Annotated in this window: 15 protein-coding genes; 11 read left to right on the plus strand and 4 right to left on the minus strand. The window is 45.8% G+C overall.

What is annotated here, in order from left to right:
• Window positions 1-379: 379 nt before the first annotated feature.
• The gene (locus DFP77_RS18530; protein WP_100188202.1) at window positions 380-1780 is read right to left on the minus strand and encodes an aminotransferase-like domain-containing protein; all 1401 of its coding nucleotides are present in this window, start codon (window positions 1778-1780) and stop codon (window positions 380-382) included.
• 86 nt (window positions 1781-1866) lie between these two features.
• Window positions 1867-2784: a LysR substrate-binding domain-containing protein gene (locus DFP77_RS18535; protein ID WP_100188203.1), complete on the minus strand. Its 918-nt coding sequence runs from the start codon at window positions 2782-2784 to the stop codon at window positions 1867-1869.
• 111 nt (window positions 2785-2895) lie between these two features.
• On the opposite strand from DFP77_RS18535, the gene DFP77_RS18540 reads away from it, so the two are divergent.
• From DFP77_RS18540 to DFP77_RS18590, 11 genes are all read left to right on the plus strand, one after another.
• Window positions 2896-3819, plus strand: a complete 924-nt coding sequence (locus DFP77_RS18540) for a carbon-nitrogen hydrolase family protein (protein WP_114413689.1) — start codon at window positions 2896-2898, stop codon at window positions 3817-3819.
• A gap of 383 nt (window positions 3820-4202) precedes the next feature.
• Window positions 4203-4685, plus strand: a complete 483-nt coding sequence (locus DFP77_RS18545; protein WP_100188205.1) for an MSMEG_0572/Sll0783 family nitrogen starvation response protein — start codon at window positions 4203-4205, stop codon at window positions 4683-4685.
• Window positions 4686-4699: 14 nt separating this feature from the next.
• Window positions 4700-5740 carry a Nit6803 family nitrilase gene (locus DFP77_RS18550; RefSeq protein ID WP_100188206.1) on the plus strand — a complete coding sequence of 347 codons (1041 nt, stop codon included), beginning with the start codon at window positions 4700-4702 and terminating at the stop codon, window positions 5738-5740.
• The gene (locus DFP77_RS18555; RefSeq protein ID WP_114413690.1) at window positions 5697-6866 is read left to right on the plus strand and encodes an MSMEG_0568 family radical SAM protein; all 1170 of its coding nucleotides are present in this window, start codon (window positions 5697-5699) and stop codon (window positions 6864-6866) included. Before DFP77_RS18550 ends, DFP77_RS18555 begins: the two co-directional genes overlap by 44 nt.
• Window positions 6853-7485, plus strand: coding sequence for an MSMEG_0567/Sll0786 family nitrogen starvation N-acetyltransferase (locus DFP77_RS18560; RefSeq protein WP_100188208.1), 633 nt, complete (start codon window positions 6853-6855; stop codon window positions 7483-7485). The genes DFP77_RS18555 and DFP77_RS18560 overlap by 14 nt, the downstream gene beginning before the upstream one ends.
• On the plus strand, window positions 7466-8458 hold the full coding sequence (locus DFP77_RS18565) for a sll0787 family AIR synthase-like protein (protein WP_114413691.1): 993 nt from the start codon (window positions 7466-7468) through the stop codon (window positions 8456-8458). The genes DFP77_RS18560 and DFP77_RS18565 overlap by 20 nt, the downstream gene beginning before the upstream one ends.
• Window positions 8449-8736 (plus strand): MSMEG_0570 family nitrogen starvation response protein, encoded by a 288-nt coding sequence (locus tag DFP77_RS18570; protein ID WP_100188210.1) that lies wholly within the window; start codon window positions 8449-8451, stop codon window positions 8734-8736. The genes DFP77_RS18565 and DFP77_RS18570 overlap by 10 nt, the downstream gene beginning before the upstream one ends.
• A gap of 11 nt (window positions 8737-8747) precedes the next feature.
• Entirely contained in the window at window positions 8748-10034 is a 1287-nt protein-coding gene (locus DFP77_RS18575; RefSeq protein WP_114413692.1) for an MSMEG_0569 family flavin-dependent oxidoreductase, read from the plus strand.
• A gap of 1 nt (window position 10035) precedes the next feature.
• Window positions 10036-11001 carry a Pnap_2097 family protein gene (locus DFP77_RS18580; RefSeq protein WP_114413693.1) on the plus strand — a complete coding sequence of 322 codons (966 nt, stop codon included), beginning with the start codon at window positions 10036-10038 and terminating at the stop codon, window positions 10999-11001.
• The gene (locus tag DFP77_RS18585) at window positions 10998-13067 is read left to right on the plus strand and encodes a methylmalonyl-CoA mutase family protein (protein WP_114413694.1); all 2070 of its coding nucleotides are present in this window, start codon (window positions 10998-11000) and stop codon (window positions 13065-13067) included. The genes DFP77_RS18580 and DFP77_RS18585 overlap by 4 nt, the downstream gene beginning before the upstream one ends.
• Before the next feature lie 2 nt (window positions 13068-13069).
• A complete protein-coding gene (locus DFP77_RS18590) occupies window positions 13070-14317 on the plus strand; it encodes a methyl-accepting chemotaxis protein (protein ID WP_181858592.1) in 1248 nt (415 codons plus the stop codon).
• On the opposite strand, the gene DFP77_RS18595 is transcribed toward DFP77_RS18590, so the two are convergent.
• Together DFP77_RS18595 and DFP77_RS18600 are read right to left on the minus strand one after the other, a co-directional pair.
• Window positions 14314-14832, minus strand: coding sequence for a sugar ABC transporter (locus tag DFP77_RS18595; RefSeq protein ID WP_114413696.1), 519 nt, complete (start codon window positions 14830-14832; stop codon window positions 14314-14316). The genes DFP77_RS18590 and DFP77_RS18595 overlap by 4 nt on opposite strands.
• Before the next feature lie 178 nt (window positions 14833-15010).
• Window positions 15011-15352 (minus strand): CoA transferase, encoded by a 342-nt coding sequence (locus tag DFP77_RS18600; RefSeq protein WP_114413697.1) that lies wholly within the window; start codon window positions 15350-15352, stop codon window positions 15011-15013.
• Between the last annotated feature and the right edge of the window lie 83 nt (window positions 15353-15435).

Consider the following 15435-nt stretch of genomic DNA (forward strand, 5'->3'; position numbering starts at 1 on the left):
CAAGTGGGTTAAGTGGTGATTAAATGTCGCTTCTGAGGAAATACTGTCACAAGCTGAAAGTCAGCTAAAAATTGTCTTACTTGTTCGTATGTTCCCTAGACTTGATCGCATGCTCCCTAGAAAGCAGATAACAAAAGGGCTGGTGTTTAAAGCGAGCCAGCCTTTTCTGAAGTTAGTTTGGAGGAAAGTACGATGAAAAAAAGTCTTCATCAATTTAAATGGTTACTGATTTTTTAGGCGCTTGGCGTTGGCTCACTTTTAGTGGTCGCGACGATTATACGCTTTGGTATGACTTTGGCTGGAATGGAATCTAAATAACGTTCTGTTTCAAATAAAGGCCTTTAGATATTAAAAAGGGAGCGCTCAACGCGCTCCCTTTTTAATACATGACTCTGGCTAGGTGCGCAGGCTGGTTGAGTAGTTCAGATAAAATAGTCATTTGTTCTTGGCAATGTTGTCTTGAAGATGGACCACCAAAGCAAATTCTTAATGCTTGTGGCGGATTGTTGTCCGTGGCAAATGCCGCGCTAGAAACCGCATTAACCCCTAATGAACGAAGCTTTGTAGCCAAATCTGATGGATTCCAACCTAGGTGTTTAGGCAGTTTTATCCAAAAATGAAAGGCGTTTTCTTCCATCAATACACTGTGTATTTTTAATGTTTCTTTGATCATTACTTGCCGCGCATTGGCTTCTCTTTTAATTGCTTGGATCATGTGATCTAACGTCCCTTCGTTTATCCAGCGACAGACAATGGTATGCATAATCGGGTTTTCCATCACATTCAAGGAGCGTAATGCGCCAGCTGTGTATTCGGCTTTACGATGCGTTGGGCACAATATAAAACCGGTGCGCATTCCGGGGCCAAAGCACTTAGATAAGCCATTGATGTAATAAGTTAATTCTGGTGCAAGCGTCGCAAAGGTGGGAGCCGAATCATGGCTGATTAAACCATAGGCATCGTCTTCGATTATTGGAATACTAAAGCGCAATGCGACGTCTGCTAACGCTTCTCGACGACTTTTTGAAATACTGGCTGAGGTTGGATTTTGCATGGTTGGATTGATGTACAGCGCGGCGACATCGTGGGTTTTGCAAGCGTCTTCGAAGGCATTCACCAATGGGCCGTCACTGTCTCTTTCCAGGGAAAATAGGGTTTTGCCAAGTTGAGCGGCAATGGTTTTAATGCCCGGATAAGTAAGGCTATCGACACAGATAATTTGCTGATTACTGCATAACTGAGTGACCAAAGCGACCAAGCCACTGTGGATGCCGGGGCAAGAAACCACTCTATCTAAGGTGGCATTCATCACGCGTCGTTTTATTAATCCTAAAAAGCATTGTTTGGTTTCTGGGCTACCGCCAAAATCTTGGTAGCGAATACTGCTTAATAAGTCTGCCGAGGCAATGCTACTTAACGCACCGTCTTTTAGCTCTTCTAATAGCGTTGGAATCGATGGTTCGATCACCAAATTCATGGTCATTTCATAGGGCGCTAGACTCGGTTTTACCGCGGGTACTTTGCCTTTAATAAAACTGCCCGCGCCTGTGGTGGTGTCGATGAGTCCACGCTTTTTCGCTTCGCTATAGGCACGAGAAGCGGTTGAGTAATTAATCCCTAAGGCTTCCGCAAGATCACGCATCGGCGGCAGCTTATCTTGCGGCTGCAGTTTTCCTGATTCGATGTTTTCGTTAATCAGTTCGGCAATACGTTTGTAGGCAGGATATTTGCCTTTGTTATCGAGTTCTTTTTTCCAAGTGGCCAGAAGTGATGTCGACATAGTTGGCTCTTTCAGTTAGATAAATTGATTGTATTTTATTATGCAATCAATTTTATAAATGTCGCAAGTAGTTACTACTTTCTTTGTTAAGACAAAATGCTTTCAAGCACAGTTTTGATCGAAGCCACAACTGTTTGAATGAGCGGACTTTGGTCGTCTTTTGCTCGCCAAGCCGCTTCAACGGGGTAACTTTCTAGCTCAAGAGGACATGGCAGAACTGTAAGATCGTCTAGTTGTGCTAGGGCGGTTGCAGCGTGGGCTGGAATAGTTGCGATACGATTTTCTTGTTGCAAAAAAAAGGGTAAAGCAGCGAAATGTGTGGTTGAAGCAATGATATGACGCTTCAAATGATTTCTTGCTAGGGCATTATCGACAATGCCTACATAACCCGCGGACGACACCAAAACATGATCAAAGCTAATGAATTCTTCTAAGGTCAGTAATGGAAGTTTTTGGGTGTAACGACGGTTAATAATGCAACTGTAATGGCTTTTTCCCAATAATTGGCGGCGAATAAAGCGGCTATTTCCTGTGCCAGAAGTGATGGCAACATCAATAACGTTGTCTTGTAATAAGTCCGGCACAATGACGCTATAGGCTTGGCGAAAAATAGGACGTAAATGCGGCGCATCTAAGGCTAATTTTTCAATCAATTTACCGGCTAGCGCAATTTCAAAATCATCGGATAAGCCGATTACTATGGTGCGGTTTTGATAGTTGGTTGTGTTGTGATTGACCAATTGTAGGGTTTCACGAATTTTATCGAGAGCATCAAAAATCAGTGGTTTTAGCTGATGTGCTGTGGTCGTTGGAGCTAATCCCTTGCCTTCTCTTACAAACAAACGATCGTTATAAAGTGTTCTTAGTCGACGCAAAGAGGCACTCACCGTTGATTGAGTGAGGCCAAGAGTCTGCGCTGCCCGACTGGCGCTGCCTTCTATGTAGAGGGCTTCAAATACTTTTAACAAGTTCATGTCAGTCGATGAAATATTGATGTCATTCATAATGCTTAGTCATGGATTGGGATGTTGGAGTTTATCAAAAGACTTTACTCTGAATAGAGGTTTTGTGACCAATACTTTCATCAAGAAAACATCGTTAACGAGGTAGTATTTATGTCAGCGTTTATCGTCTGTGCATTACAAATTGGCTCTCATCCTGAGGGCAAAGCTCGCACTTTAGAGCATATCTTATCTTTTGAAGAGCAAATCATTGCCTCTCAATCCAAGCTGGTGGTTATGCCGGAAGCCTTGCTGGGTGGTTATCCTAAAGGAGAAACCTTTGGTACTTACCTTGGTTATCGAATCGATGAAGGCCGCGAGACGTTTGCCACTTATTTCGATAACGCTGTGACGGTCCCAGGTGAGGAAACCGATACTTTGGCTGAGTTATCAGCAAGAACCAAAGCGGCGATTGTTATTGGTGTGATTGAACGCAGTGGTAGCACGCTCTACTGTACGTCTTTGTACTTTACTCCAGAGAATGGCCTTGAAGCGAAACATCGTAAACTCATGCCCACCGGAACGGAGCGTCTTATTTGGGGGCTGGGTGATGGTTCGACCTTACCTGTGGTAGAAAGTCAAGCAGGCCGATTGGGCGGCGCTATCTGTTGGGAAAACTATATGCCGTTATTACGTGCAGCCATGTATGCCAAAGGCGTGGATATTTGGTGTGCGCCAACGGTCGATGAGCGGGATATTTGGCAAAGCACCATGCGTCATATTGGTCACGAAGGCCGCTGTTTTGTGGTGAGTGCGTGTCAAATTCAGCCTTCGCCAGAAGTACTTGGTATTGATGTTCCTAATTGGGATAATCAACGCCGTTTGATCCGTGGAGGCAGTATTATTATCGATCCTATGGGCAATGTTCTCGCTGGACCATTGCAAGATAGAGAAGGTTTGCTTAGCGCGTCGATTGATCTTGCGGATATTCCTAAAGCTCGTTATGACTTAGATGTATGTGGTCATTATTCGCGTCCAGACATTTTTGAACTTACGGTGGACGAGCGCCCAAAGTCCGGCGTTGTGTTTCAAAAATAGTTTAATCAACAATGGCGCATTTCAAGGCAGGTTCTATAAATCTGCCTTTTTTATTTCTCTTCCTGATTTTTCCACGTTTTTCTAATTATTTACCTCTCCTTTTATGGATTGAGCGTTGTTTTATGTTCGTTTTTTGCACTCAATTGGTGACTGTCTGAGCATAATGAAACTTTATAGTGCGAAGTAGAGGTTAGGCTAGATCTAGCTTTAAACCTATTTTTATCTATTTTAAAAAAAAATTCTTGTGAATTTTTTCACTCATGTTTTGCTTTATCGCACATTGATTGCTTTTTGTCTTACGATCATTGGCACTCCGGTTGCAATACTCAAGTTGAAATTGAACACATCGGTTTCTTACACAACAACTTGATCGGAGAGAAAACATGCCAGAAGTAACACACACACTGAACAAAGATGGTGATTTCCTAGTTGATTACGAAGAAAAAGTCTTTGAAGACGTGAAAGCAGAAGCTGGTGAGAAAGCCTTAGTGACTTTTCACACGGTTGCCTTTGAAGGTTCCATTGGCTTTGTGAACATGCTGCAAGCCACTCGTCTACTTCGTAAAGGCTACGAAACCAGTATTCTACTTTACGGCCCAGGGGTGAACTTGGGTGTACAACGTGGTTTTCCTACTTTGGGTGACGAAGCGTTTCCGGGTCACATGAACTTCAACAATCAGTTGAAAAAATTTATGGCAGAAGGCGGGAAAGTTTACGCGTGTCGTTTTGCTCTTCAAGCGCTTTATGGTCACGGCGAACGCTCTTTGATTGAAGGGATTAGACCGATTAATCCATTGGATGTATTGGATCTTAAACTTCTACATCGTCGTGATAATGCGTTGATCATTGATACCTGGACAATGTAATAGGAGCCGCGGCGATGAGTGATTACCCAATCGTTCGCGCCGCGGCCGTCCAGATTTCTCCTGATTTGGAGAGTTTGGCCGGTACGCTGCGCAAAGTACTGAACATGATTGATGAAGCGGCTGAGAGCGGTGTAGAGCTCATCGTTTTTCCTGAAACCTTCATGCCTTATTACCCTTATTTTTCGTTTGTGCTGCCGCCTGTTAGCCAAGGCCCTGAGCATCTACGTTTGTACCAAGAAGCAGTTGTTGTGCCGAGTGCGACAACAGAAGCTATTGGTCACAAAGCCAAAGAGCGTCAAATGGTCGTCGTGGTCGGCGTGAATGAGCGCGATAACGGCAGCTTATACAACACCCAATTGGTGTTCGATAAAACCGGCGAGCTGATTCTGAAGCGTCGCAAAATCACACCGACTTATCATGAGCGCATGATTTGGGGGCAAGGTGATGCCTCGGGTCTAAAAGTGGTTGATTCTGCAGTAGGGCGAATTGGTGCGTTGGCGTGTTGGGAGCATTACAACCCATTGGCTCGTTATTCATTAATGGCGCAACACGAGCAAATTCATTGCGCGCAATTTCCTGGGTCGTTAGTGGGACCGATCTTTGGTGAACAAATGGACGTCACTATTCGTCATCATGCTTTAGAGTCGGGTTGTTTCGTGATTAATTCCACCGGTTGGCTCACCGAGGCTCAAATTCAAAGCATCACACCCGATCCAGCCATGCAAAAAGCCCTAAGAAATGGCTGCAATACCGCGATCATTTCGCCAGAGGGCAAACACCTTGTTCCACCTATGACTGAAGGCGAAGGTTTTATCTACGCGGATTTGGATTTCCGTTTGATCGATAAGCGCAAACGCATGATGGATTCCGTTGGGCATTACGCACGCCCTGAGCTTTTGAGCTTACAAATGAATGCTCAAGTATCGCAATACGTTGCAGGCTTACCCGAGTCTGAGCCAGACACTTTTCGTACCTCAGTGTTACCTGAATCATTCAATGGAGGAGAGTCACATGACGACACAACTCAAAATGAAAGCATCTCAATTCCTAACTGAGTTACAAACCAAAGGCTTGCGTCTGACCTCGTTGGATCAGGAGCACGTGAGTCGCCGTGGTGGCGCGGGTCCATCCGATCATCAAGCGATCACAGTGGATGGTACCACGTTAATGGTGCCGATTTATACCCAAACCGCATGGGCATCGCCGTTTACGCTTTCGAATGAAGAGATGTCAGATGAAGGTATTCATAATGCAGACGATACGGCACAAAATAAGCCATTTTCTCAATTGTTATCGAATAGTATCCCGCTGGCTGATGTGACTTTTGCCAAAGACCCTGAGTTTTACAAATTATCCACTGCTGATGGCATTCCCTATTCACATATTGCCACCTTGCACAGCACCGATGTGCTTGCTACCACGGTATTACAAACCTGTATTCGTTACGAAAGCCGTCGTAAAGCGTGTCAGTTTTGCTCCATCGGGCAATCGCTACGAGCAGGGCGCACCATTGCTCATAAAACACCGGAACAATTAGCGGAAGTGGCAAAAGCCGCGGTGGAATTAGATGGCATCAAGCACATTGTTATGACCACAGGCACGCCTGCTGGTGCTGATCGCGGGGCGAAAGTCATGTGTGAAAGTGCCAAAGGCATCAAAGCTGTAGTTGATGTGCCCATTCAAGGTCAGTGCGAGCCACCGAAAGATCCTATTTGGTATCAACGCATGAAAGACGCGGGTATTGATTCCTTAGGCATGCATTTAGAAGTGATTACGCCCGAATTACGCAAAACTATTACACCGGGTAAATCGGAAGTGTCTTTGGATGAGTATTTTCAAGCCTTTGAAGACGCAGTGGCGGTGTTTGGGCGAGGCCAAGTGAGCACTTATATTCTGGCAGGCCTTGGTGACACAGAAGAAACCATTATCGACACCTGTCGCAAGCTGGTTGCCATGGGTGTTTATCCCTTTGTGGTGCCTTTTGTGCCGATTTCTGGTACCCCGTTAGAAGATCGTCCTGCGCCAACGGCGTCTTTTATGGAGGCGGTATTGCGTCCTTTGGCGCAAGAATTGGTGAATCTCCATATGACTTCCGACAAAGTGAAAGCTGGTTGCGCACGCTGTGGTGCTTGCTCGTCTCTCTCTCGATTTGAAAAGGAGGCTGCCGATGTCACTGTCTAAACAAGGTCGTGTATTCCAAGTGAAATGGGCGACGAATGATTGGGAAATTGAGCAAGCCAATTGCATTCGCCGTGAAGTGTTCTGCGAAGAACAAGGCTTGTTCCAAGAACATGATAGAGACGACATTGATCTGATCGCGCAGCCATTAATTGTCACCACGTCAATCTTAGGGATGCCAGAAGAAGTGGTGGGCACAGTGCGGATTCATCAACCTGTGCCTGGTTTATGGTGGGGCTCTCGTTTGGCGGTAAAAAAAGCCTTTCGTCGCCAAGGTGTATTGGGCGCGAGTTTGATTCGCCTCGCCGTGTCCAGCGCCAATACCTTAGGTTGTCATACCTTTTTAGCCACGGTGCAAGAGCAGAACGAAGTGCTGTTTAAGCGGCTGCATTGGGCAACGATAGGGTATCAAGATATTCATGGCATGAAGCACGCCAAAATGCAGGCCGATCTTGAGCATTATCCACCATTGAGCCAGCCATCTTTAGGCTTTTGGGTTTCTGGTCGACCAGTTAAGGCGACAGAAGTCAGCCCATATTTGTTGGGTTTGGAACCCAATCTGATCAAATCCGATTTCGCGCACGGTGTTGGGGAGGCGTCTTATGCTTCAACAACTCATTGAGACCGTTCGCCATTACCCAGGAGTGGCATCAAAGGTGGCGTTGGCGCCGGTTATATCTTCATTTGAAAAGCGCAATGAGTCGGGTTTTTCAAATGGCGATGATACAGCGGTGCTGAAAAGCGCCAACGGCTATGACTTGTTTGCGATAGAAGGCTTTCTGCCAGATTTTGTCGCACAGGACCCTTGGTTTTCAGGTTGGTGTGGCGTCATGGTTAACGTCAGCGATATTGCCGCCATGGGCGGTCGAGCAAAAGCGGTGGTGAATGCTTTGTGGAGTGCGCAGGACGACGTCAGTGCGCAAATTTTTGCGGGTATGAACGCCGCATCTACGACTTATGGCGTGCCTGTTGTGGGTGGTCATACCAGCCATAACAGCAAAACCACACAGTTAGCTGTTTCAATTTTGGGTCATGCCAATGAAGTGTTAACCAGTTTCGATGCCAATACTGGAGACGCCATTGTGGTTGCCATGGATCAACGAGGGGCTTTTCGCGCGCCTTATCTTAATTGGAATGCCACGACGAACGCCCCCGCTGAACGGTTGCGAGGCGACCTAGAGTTGCTGCCGTTATTGGCTGAAAAAGGCTGGCTGACAGGCTGTAAAGACATCAGCCAAGCAGGGCTGTTGGGCACCTTAGCCATGTTTATGGATTGCTCGCAAAAAGGTGCGGATGTGTTTTTGCAGCAGATCCCAAAACCCGATCAAGTGAGTTGGTCAGATTGGCTGTGCGCTTTCCCAAGTTTTGGTTTTGTCATGACTTGTCCAGTCGACAAGGTGGATGATGTGGTGGCGCTTTTTCAAAGCCGAGACATTCATGCCGCCGCGATGGGACATGTGACAGAACGACCTTCCATTGAGGTGATAGACGAAGGTCAAAACGTCACCTTTTGGGACTTTGAACAAGCGGCCTTTTTAGGCTTTCGACAAGATAAGCAAGAATCGCGCGAAAAAGAGAGGATGTTATGCCTGTAGTGCAATTTGAAGTGGTTTGGCCTGATGGTAAAACCGAAGCCTGTTATTCCCCATCCAGTGTCATTAAAGAGCACTTTAGTGCGGGAAAAGAGTATCCCTTAAACGAATTTTTGGCGACCAGTGAAACGGCACTAAACGCGGCGAGCAATCGTGTTCGTGAGCGTTTCGGCTATGCCTGTTCTAGTGCCATGGATCAGCTCGGTGTCATCAAGACACGCTGCGCCAGTTATGAAACAACACCTAATGCATCTGTGAAAGTCACACGATTTATCGATTAGAGGAAACCATTATGCCTACTGCACAAAACAGCCAACCAACTCATTATTCCGTATTAATTGTCGGCGGTGGTCAAGCCGGTTTGTCCATGAGTGCTTGCTTGCAAGAGCAAGATATTGACCATCTGATTTTTGAAAAAAACACCATGATGCACAGCTGGAAAACCCAACGCTGGGATTCCTTCACCTTGGTGACACCTAATTGGCAATGTGAACTGCCAAACCATCCTTACGATGGAAATGATCCAAAAGGCTTTATGAAGCGAGAAGAGATCATTGGTTATCTGGATCGTTTCGCGGCCAAAGTTCAACCGCCAATTTTAGAAGGCGTGAGCGTTGAAAAAGTTAGCAAACTGGATAACGGTCAATTCCATGTGGTTACCACAAAAGGGGAATTTACGGGCGACCAAGTAGTTATTGCCTCAGGTGGTTACTTGAAGCCGATTATACCTCGTATGGCTGAGCGCATTCCAGAAAGCGTACTTCAGATTCACTCTAATCAATATAAAAACTCACAGCAATTGCCTGATGGTGCAGTGCTGGTGGTGGGTTCGGGTCAATCAGGTGCGCAAATCGCCGAAGATCTGCATATTGATGGTAAAAAAGTCTTTCTGGCGACTGGCAATGCACCGCGTGTTGCTCGCCTATATCGCGGTAAAGATGTGGTGGAATGGCTGGATGACATGGGCTATTACCAAAAGTCTGTGGATGAACATCCATTGCGTGAAGGGGTTCGTGATAACACCAACCACTATGTGACAGGGCGCGACGGCGGTCGAGAAATTGATTTGCGTAAATTTGCCTTGGAAGGCATGGAGCTGTTTGGCTTGATGGAAAATTACCAAGATGGCCAATTTATTTTCAAACCCAACTTAGCCGCGAATTTAGACGCCGCTGACGATACTTACAAAAACATCAATGCGCGCATCGATGCTTATATCGAAAAAAACGGCATTGATGCCCCCGTTGAACCGCTTTATCAGCCAGTGTGGGAGCCAAAAGAAGAACGTGAAAACTTGGATTTAGCCGCGTCTGGCATTACCAGCATCATTTGGTGTATTGGTTTTACGCCTGACTTTTCGTGGCTGGATTTACCTGTTTTCAACGGTATGGGCGCGCCGGTTCACCGTCGTGGTGTGGCGAATGAAAAAAGCGTGTATTTTATTGGTTTGCCTTGGTTGTACACTTGGGGATCCGGTCGATTCTCTGGCGTGGCGGCTGATGCGGCGTATCTTAGCAATGTGATTCGTCAGGCTGTAGAAGAAAAAGAATCGACTGAATCTTTGTCTGAGGCGTCTTAATATGGCAGAAAAATCAATGGATTACGTTTCTGTCTCGCAAGACTATTTTATTGGAATGCCACAGTTAGCCTTGGGCGGTTTGAGTGAAAACTGGCTACTCAAGGAATGCGGTCATCAACATTGGCTTGCGTTAGCAAAACGCCTTGATTTACCTACTCCAAACTTTGTCGATCAACAAGGTCGACATATGTACGCCGCGTTTCTTGTGGTGAAAATCAGTTACGCGGCATTGCACCAAGTGACTGAAAACAGCCGATTATGGATAGAGACGCAGCTGACGCGTGTCTCACCATCTCGTTCATATAGCTGTCATGATTTTTATCTCGAAGAAGGCGATATGGATAGCGTTGGGATGGCTAGGCAGCCTATCGCTCAAGTGGCATTGTTATCCAGCTTTGTCAGCCGATCCGAACTTGGTAATAACCAAAGTGTTGCTCGTGGTGAAATGGCGAAGGGTGATTGGTTCGCTTGCGAGGCGGCAAGCCAAATGATGGCACAACACAAAGTAGGGCGAACCTTGTCCGATGTGGCACTGTCTGTCAGTGAGCGGCCTTTTTTGTATCAGCCTTGTCCTTATGCGGATTTTAATGGGGCGGATTTCTTATATTTCGCGCAATTTCAAGCCGTGATAGATCGCGCTGAACGCTTTTTTCAATCAGATTTACAAGCGCTCAATCACACTTCTGAGCGAAACAGTATGGCCTTGTGGCAAACCGTTGAACGTACTATTTGCTACTATGGCAATATCAATCTAGACGATGGATTAGAAGCTGACCTGTACGCCATGCCATCTGCTGATCAAGACTCATCATTGCTGAGCCATTGCGGGCGCCTTTATCGTCAATCGGATCACGCTCTTATTGCCAATGTCATCACTCGAAAACGCTATCTGGATCATTCACTTGTCCGATTTCAAGAGAAGCAAGCTGGTTTAAAAAATTCAACAGATGTAGGGGGCGAATCATGAAAGCGCCTTCTTTAGCCAAGATCGAAGGCGTGTATTCGATGGTGCCAGAAACGGCTGACTCTTGGCGTGATGCCCATGGAACGGCGCCTTTTGTGCGTGGCCCATATGAAAAAATGTATCAGCAAAAGCCTTGGACGATTCGTCAATACGCTGGTTTTGAAGGAGCACTGGAAACCAATGCGTTTTTTAAGCGCGCCTTGTCGCAAGGGCAAACGGGTTTATCGGTGGCGTTTGATTTGCCCACGCATTTAGGCTTTGACTCAGACCATGATCTGGCGGCCGCCGATGTGGGGCGAACGGGCGTTGCCATTGATTCTGTTGAAGATATGGCGGTGTTGTTTGATGGCATTGATCTTGGCAATGTCAGTGTGTCCATGACGATGAATGGCGCAGTGTTGCCTATTATGGCGTGTTATATCGTCGCTGCTGAAGAGCAGGGCGTAGCGCCTGATAAGCTTAGCGGCACCATTCAAAACGATATTCTCAAAGAGTACATCGCCCGCAATACCTATATTCACTCACCGGATTTTTCTATGGAAGTGGTGTCTGATGTGGTGGCTTATTGTTCGGAACACATGCCACGCTTTAATAGCATGTCGATTTCAGGTTATCACTTCCAAGAGGCCGGAGCATCCCCAGAGCTTGAGCTCGCTCTAACCATGGCCAATGCACGAGCGTATTTAACTCACTTTCAGCAGCAAGGTATCGACCTTGAATTCGTTGCTAAACGCTTGAGCTTTTTCTTTGGCCTTGGCATGAGTTTCTATAAAGAGGTGGCAAAGCTAAGAGCCGCGCGTTTTTTATGGAGTGAATTATTAGACGAATTTGGTATTCGTTCCGAGAGCGCAAAACGGCTGAAAATGCATTGCCAAACCTCGGGCGTGTCGCTAACCGAAAGCTCACCGCTCAATAACATTGTGCGTACGACTATCGAAGCCATGGCTGGCGTTTTCGGTGGTACGCAATCCCTGCATACCAACTCTTATGATGAAGCCATCTCTTTACCTTCGGATCAAGCTAGTAAAGTGGCATTAGAAACACAATTTATTTTGCAACATGAAACAGGCATCGGCGATGTGGTTGACCCTTGGGGCGGTTCTTACATGATGGAAAGCGCGACCCAAAGCATGATCGAGTATGTGCGAACCATGCAAAATAACATAGAGATAGAAGGCGGCGTGTTGGCGCTGGTGGCATCGGGCCAATTAACGGCTTTTATTCATCGGCAGGCGTTACAAACCGCCATGGATGAAGAAGCTTTAAACAAAAAGATCGTGGGCAAAAATTGCTATCAAAGTTCGTCATTGAGCCCTCAAAATGAGCGCGTAATCGCCTCGGACAAAACGCTGTTGCTACAATCAAAAAAGCTCGCCCTGTTAAAATTAAAGCGTGATGATGGTGCCGTTAAACGTGCTTTGCAGGCGTTGCAAGCCGCAGCGAGAAGTAAGCAAAACCTCATGCCTTTTACCATTGAGGCGATCCGAGCCAGAGTCACGGTTGGGGAATGCATCAAGGCGCTGACGGATGAAAACTCGCGTTACTTGAAACCAGAGCACATAGAACCAGCACTATTTTGCGCTCATCTTGATGCGGAGATGGTTAAGCGCTATCAAGCATTGTCGAGTCAGTTGGGTCGACCGCTGCGCTTTTTAGTCGCTAAGGTAGGCTTGGACGGCCACGACCGAGGTGCGAAAGTGATTGTTTCTTTACTTCGAGACCTTGGTATCGAAGTGGATTACTTGCCTATTTTTTCTAGCCTTGACGACATTATCCAGCAAGATGGGATGTATCAATACGATGGTATTGGCTTATCGATTTTATCGGGAGCGCATATTCCTTTTGTTACACAACTTACTCAAAAAATCCGTACTGATTGCCCCATTTTCATAGGTGGCGTGATTCCAGCTTCAGACAAAAATGCATTAGAGATGATCGGCGTTGAAGCTGTTTTTACGGCGAAGCATAGCCTAAATGATATTGCTATGAGTCTGTATGACATTCTTGTCGTAGCAGCAAAGATAAAGGTTAATCGGTTTGAAAATCAGCGAATTATGAAAGGATGTTAGAGATGAAAATAACGACTTTATTTAGTCAATTCATTGGTCAGCAAGCTCTTGGTCATCAAGTGATCGAAAACTTATCGTCTCCCGCTTTTATTAATTGCTTAGGTTCAGGTCGAAACAAAGGCTTAGCCTTTGTGAATAGCGCCATGTTGAAGGCGCTAGGTTATAAATCGGCGGCTCAGTTAAAAGGTAAACACCTTAATACGATTTTAAACGAGATTCAGCCAGGCGGAAGAACTCGTGATGAGATGATGGAAAAAGGCAAAGTTCAGCTGAAAAAGTATCGATATTGGCGTGGTGGTTTAACCTATAAAAAAGCCGATGGCAGTACTTTTACCACATCCGCCATTGTGACCTTGAGCATGGTTGGTAAAACGCCTTATACGATTTCGATTTTGGAAAATAAAGAGCTGTTAGAAGGTTTTACTAACCAATTTAAAGACGATGTAGAAAGTGTCGCCAATGACATTAATGATTCGGCAGCAAGCCTCAATACGTCATCTGGGCATTTGGTGACAGCGATTCAAACGACACTAAAAGAAGCGCAACGAACCTCGGAAATAACTGACGTCTCGGCACAAAACATGCAAACGCTTTCGGCCTCAGTTAGTGAGCTTTGGGAAGGCTCGCAAGTGATCTCTGATAAAATCTCTCAAGCTACAGATGCTTCTTTAACGGGTGTCGAAGAAGCAGAACGTTCGGATGCCTTGATTCAAAAAATGTCGTCTGCGGCGGTGAATATTGGTGAAGTGATTGGCTTAATAAAATCCATCGCGGATCAAACCAATTTATTGGCTTTGAACGCGGCGATTGAAGCCGCCCGAGCTGGTGAAGCAGGTCGAGGCTTTGCCGTGGTGGCGTCGGAAGTGAAAAACCTTGCTTCGCAAACTTCCCAAGCCACCGACAGTATTTCGGATCAAATTGAATTGGTTCGAACCACGATAGAACAAACCATCAAAGGATTAGAAAGCACGTCAGTGATTATTAATCAGATTAATAATATCTCCCAAGAAGTAGCCGACAGTGTTCAGCTTCAACGAACGTCAACCCATGACATTCGGGAAAGGCTGAACGCCTTGGTTCATCAAGCAGAGGATGCTCAACAGTCATCTAGTGAAATTTATCATCAAGCGCAAAGCGTCAACGATGAAGCGTTACAGATGAGCCATTCGGTAGAATCACTAAATGGCCAAGCGAAGATGTTAAGGGAAAAGTCTACTTTCTTTATTAATCAGTTATTGCAGCGGTCTTAAAAGCTTTTAAGTTGTTTTCCCATGGCTTGGTAGATATGGATTTTTGCTGAGCCAGCTTTGATTTCATCTAATGAGAGATGGCTAGCTACCGCCAACCAACGCTTTGCAGGATATTTATCTAATGCAATGGCGTTTAACCTAATGGGTTCCAACCCAAGGTCTAGCAAAGCTTGCGGCGATTCTTCGCTACAAAGTAAGTATTCATCGTCATTCACGGCTTGTGCTCGTTTGGGCATATCGTAAATATTGCGGTGCCAATCTGTGATGTGTTCTTGCCATTTAGCAAAGTTACCGCCGCCAGCTTGTTTGTAATGCTGGCTGGTTAGTACGTCTGCTTCGTCTATGCTGTGTATGGCGAGATAACGCGGGCAGTCTTTGGTTAATGCAATGAAGCGTTGAGAGGTGAAGAAACCGTTGACAGAAATAAGTGCGGGCAGTTTGTCGTTACTGTAAAACTTATTCCATTCTGCTTCTTTAGCTGGATCATTGAATGAGCATTCCACTGTGTAGATCATTGTTGTGGCCTTTGATGGAAAAGAAAAAGTACTGTCAAACGGAATTCTAGCGCTGAGTTAAGTTCCTCGTCACGATAAAATTTATGCTTATCTTGAATGTATTTTATACGGTAAAAAGGGCAAATTATCTGGAATGAGTTCGCCCTTTGGAAAAATACGATGGTATTTCGCTAGATACCTAGTTTGTGGCGCCTTGTTCTCGCATCTTGGCGATGTCTTGTTCTGAGTAGCCAAGCTCTTTGAGCAGTTCTGCGCTTTGTGCACCGATTGGCTGAGGGGCTTTGTTCACTTGTGCTGGGCTGCTGGATAAATTAAACGCAGACACTGGCACCTTTAAGCCATTTACTTGGCTGTCTGGATCATTCAGTGTTTGTATTGCATTACGAGCGGCGATTTGCGGATCGGCCATGACTTCTTCCATACGGCGAATACGAGCAGCAGGAATACGTCTTTCATTTAGAAATGCTTCCCAGTAATCGGCCGTTTGCGTTTTGATAATACTGGCTAAGGAACGTGCGATTAAGTCAGATTATTAGCACTAAGTCGCAGCTGGCCTGATTCACTCTTTAATTCACTAAAAATCTCGGTTTTTAGTGTGTCTAT

Origin of the sequence: Marinomonas foliarum (assembly GCF_003337275.1) — a bacterium.
GTDB classification, from domain to species: Bacteria; Pseudomonadota; Gammaproteobacteria; order Pseudomonadales; family Marinomonadaceae; genus Marinomonas; species Marinomonas foliarum.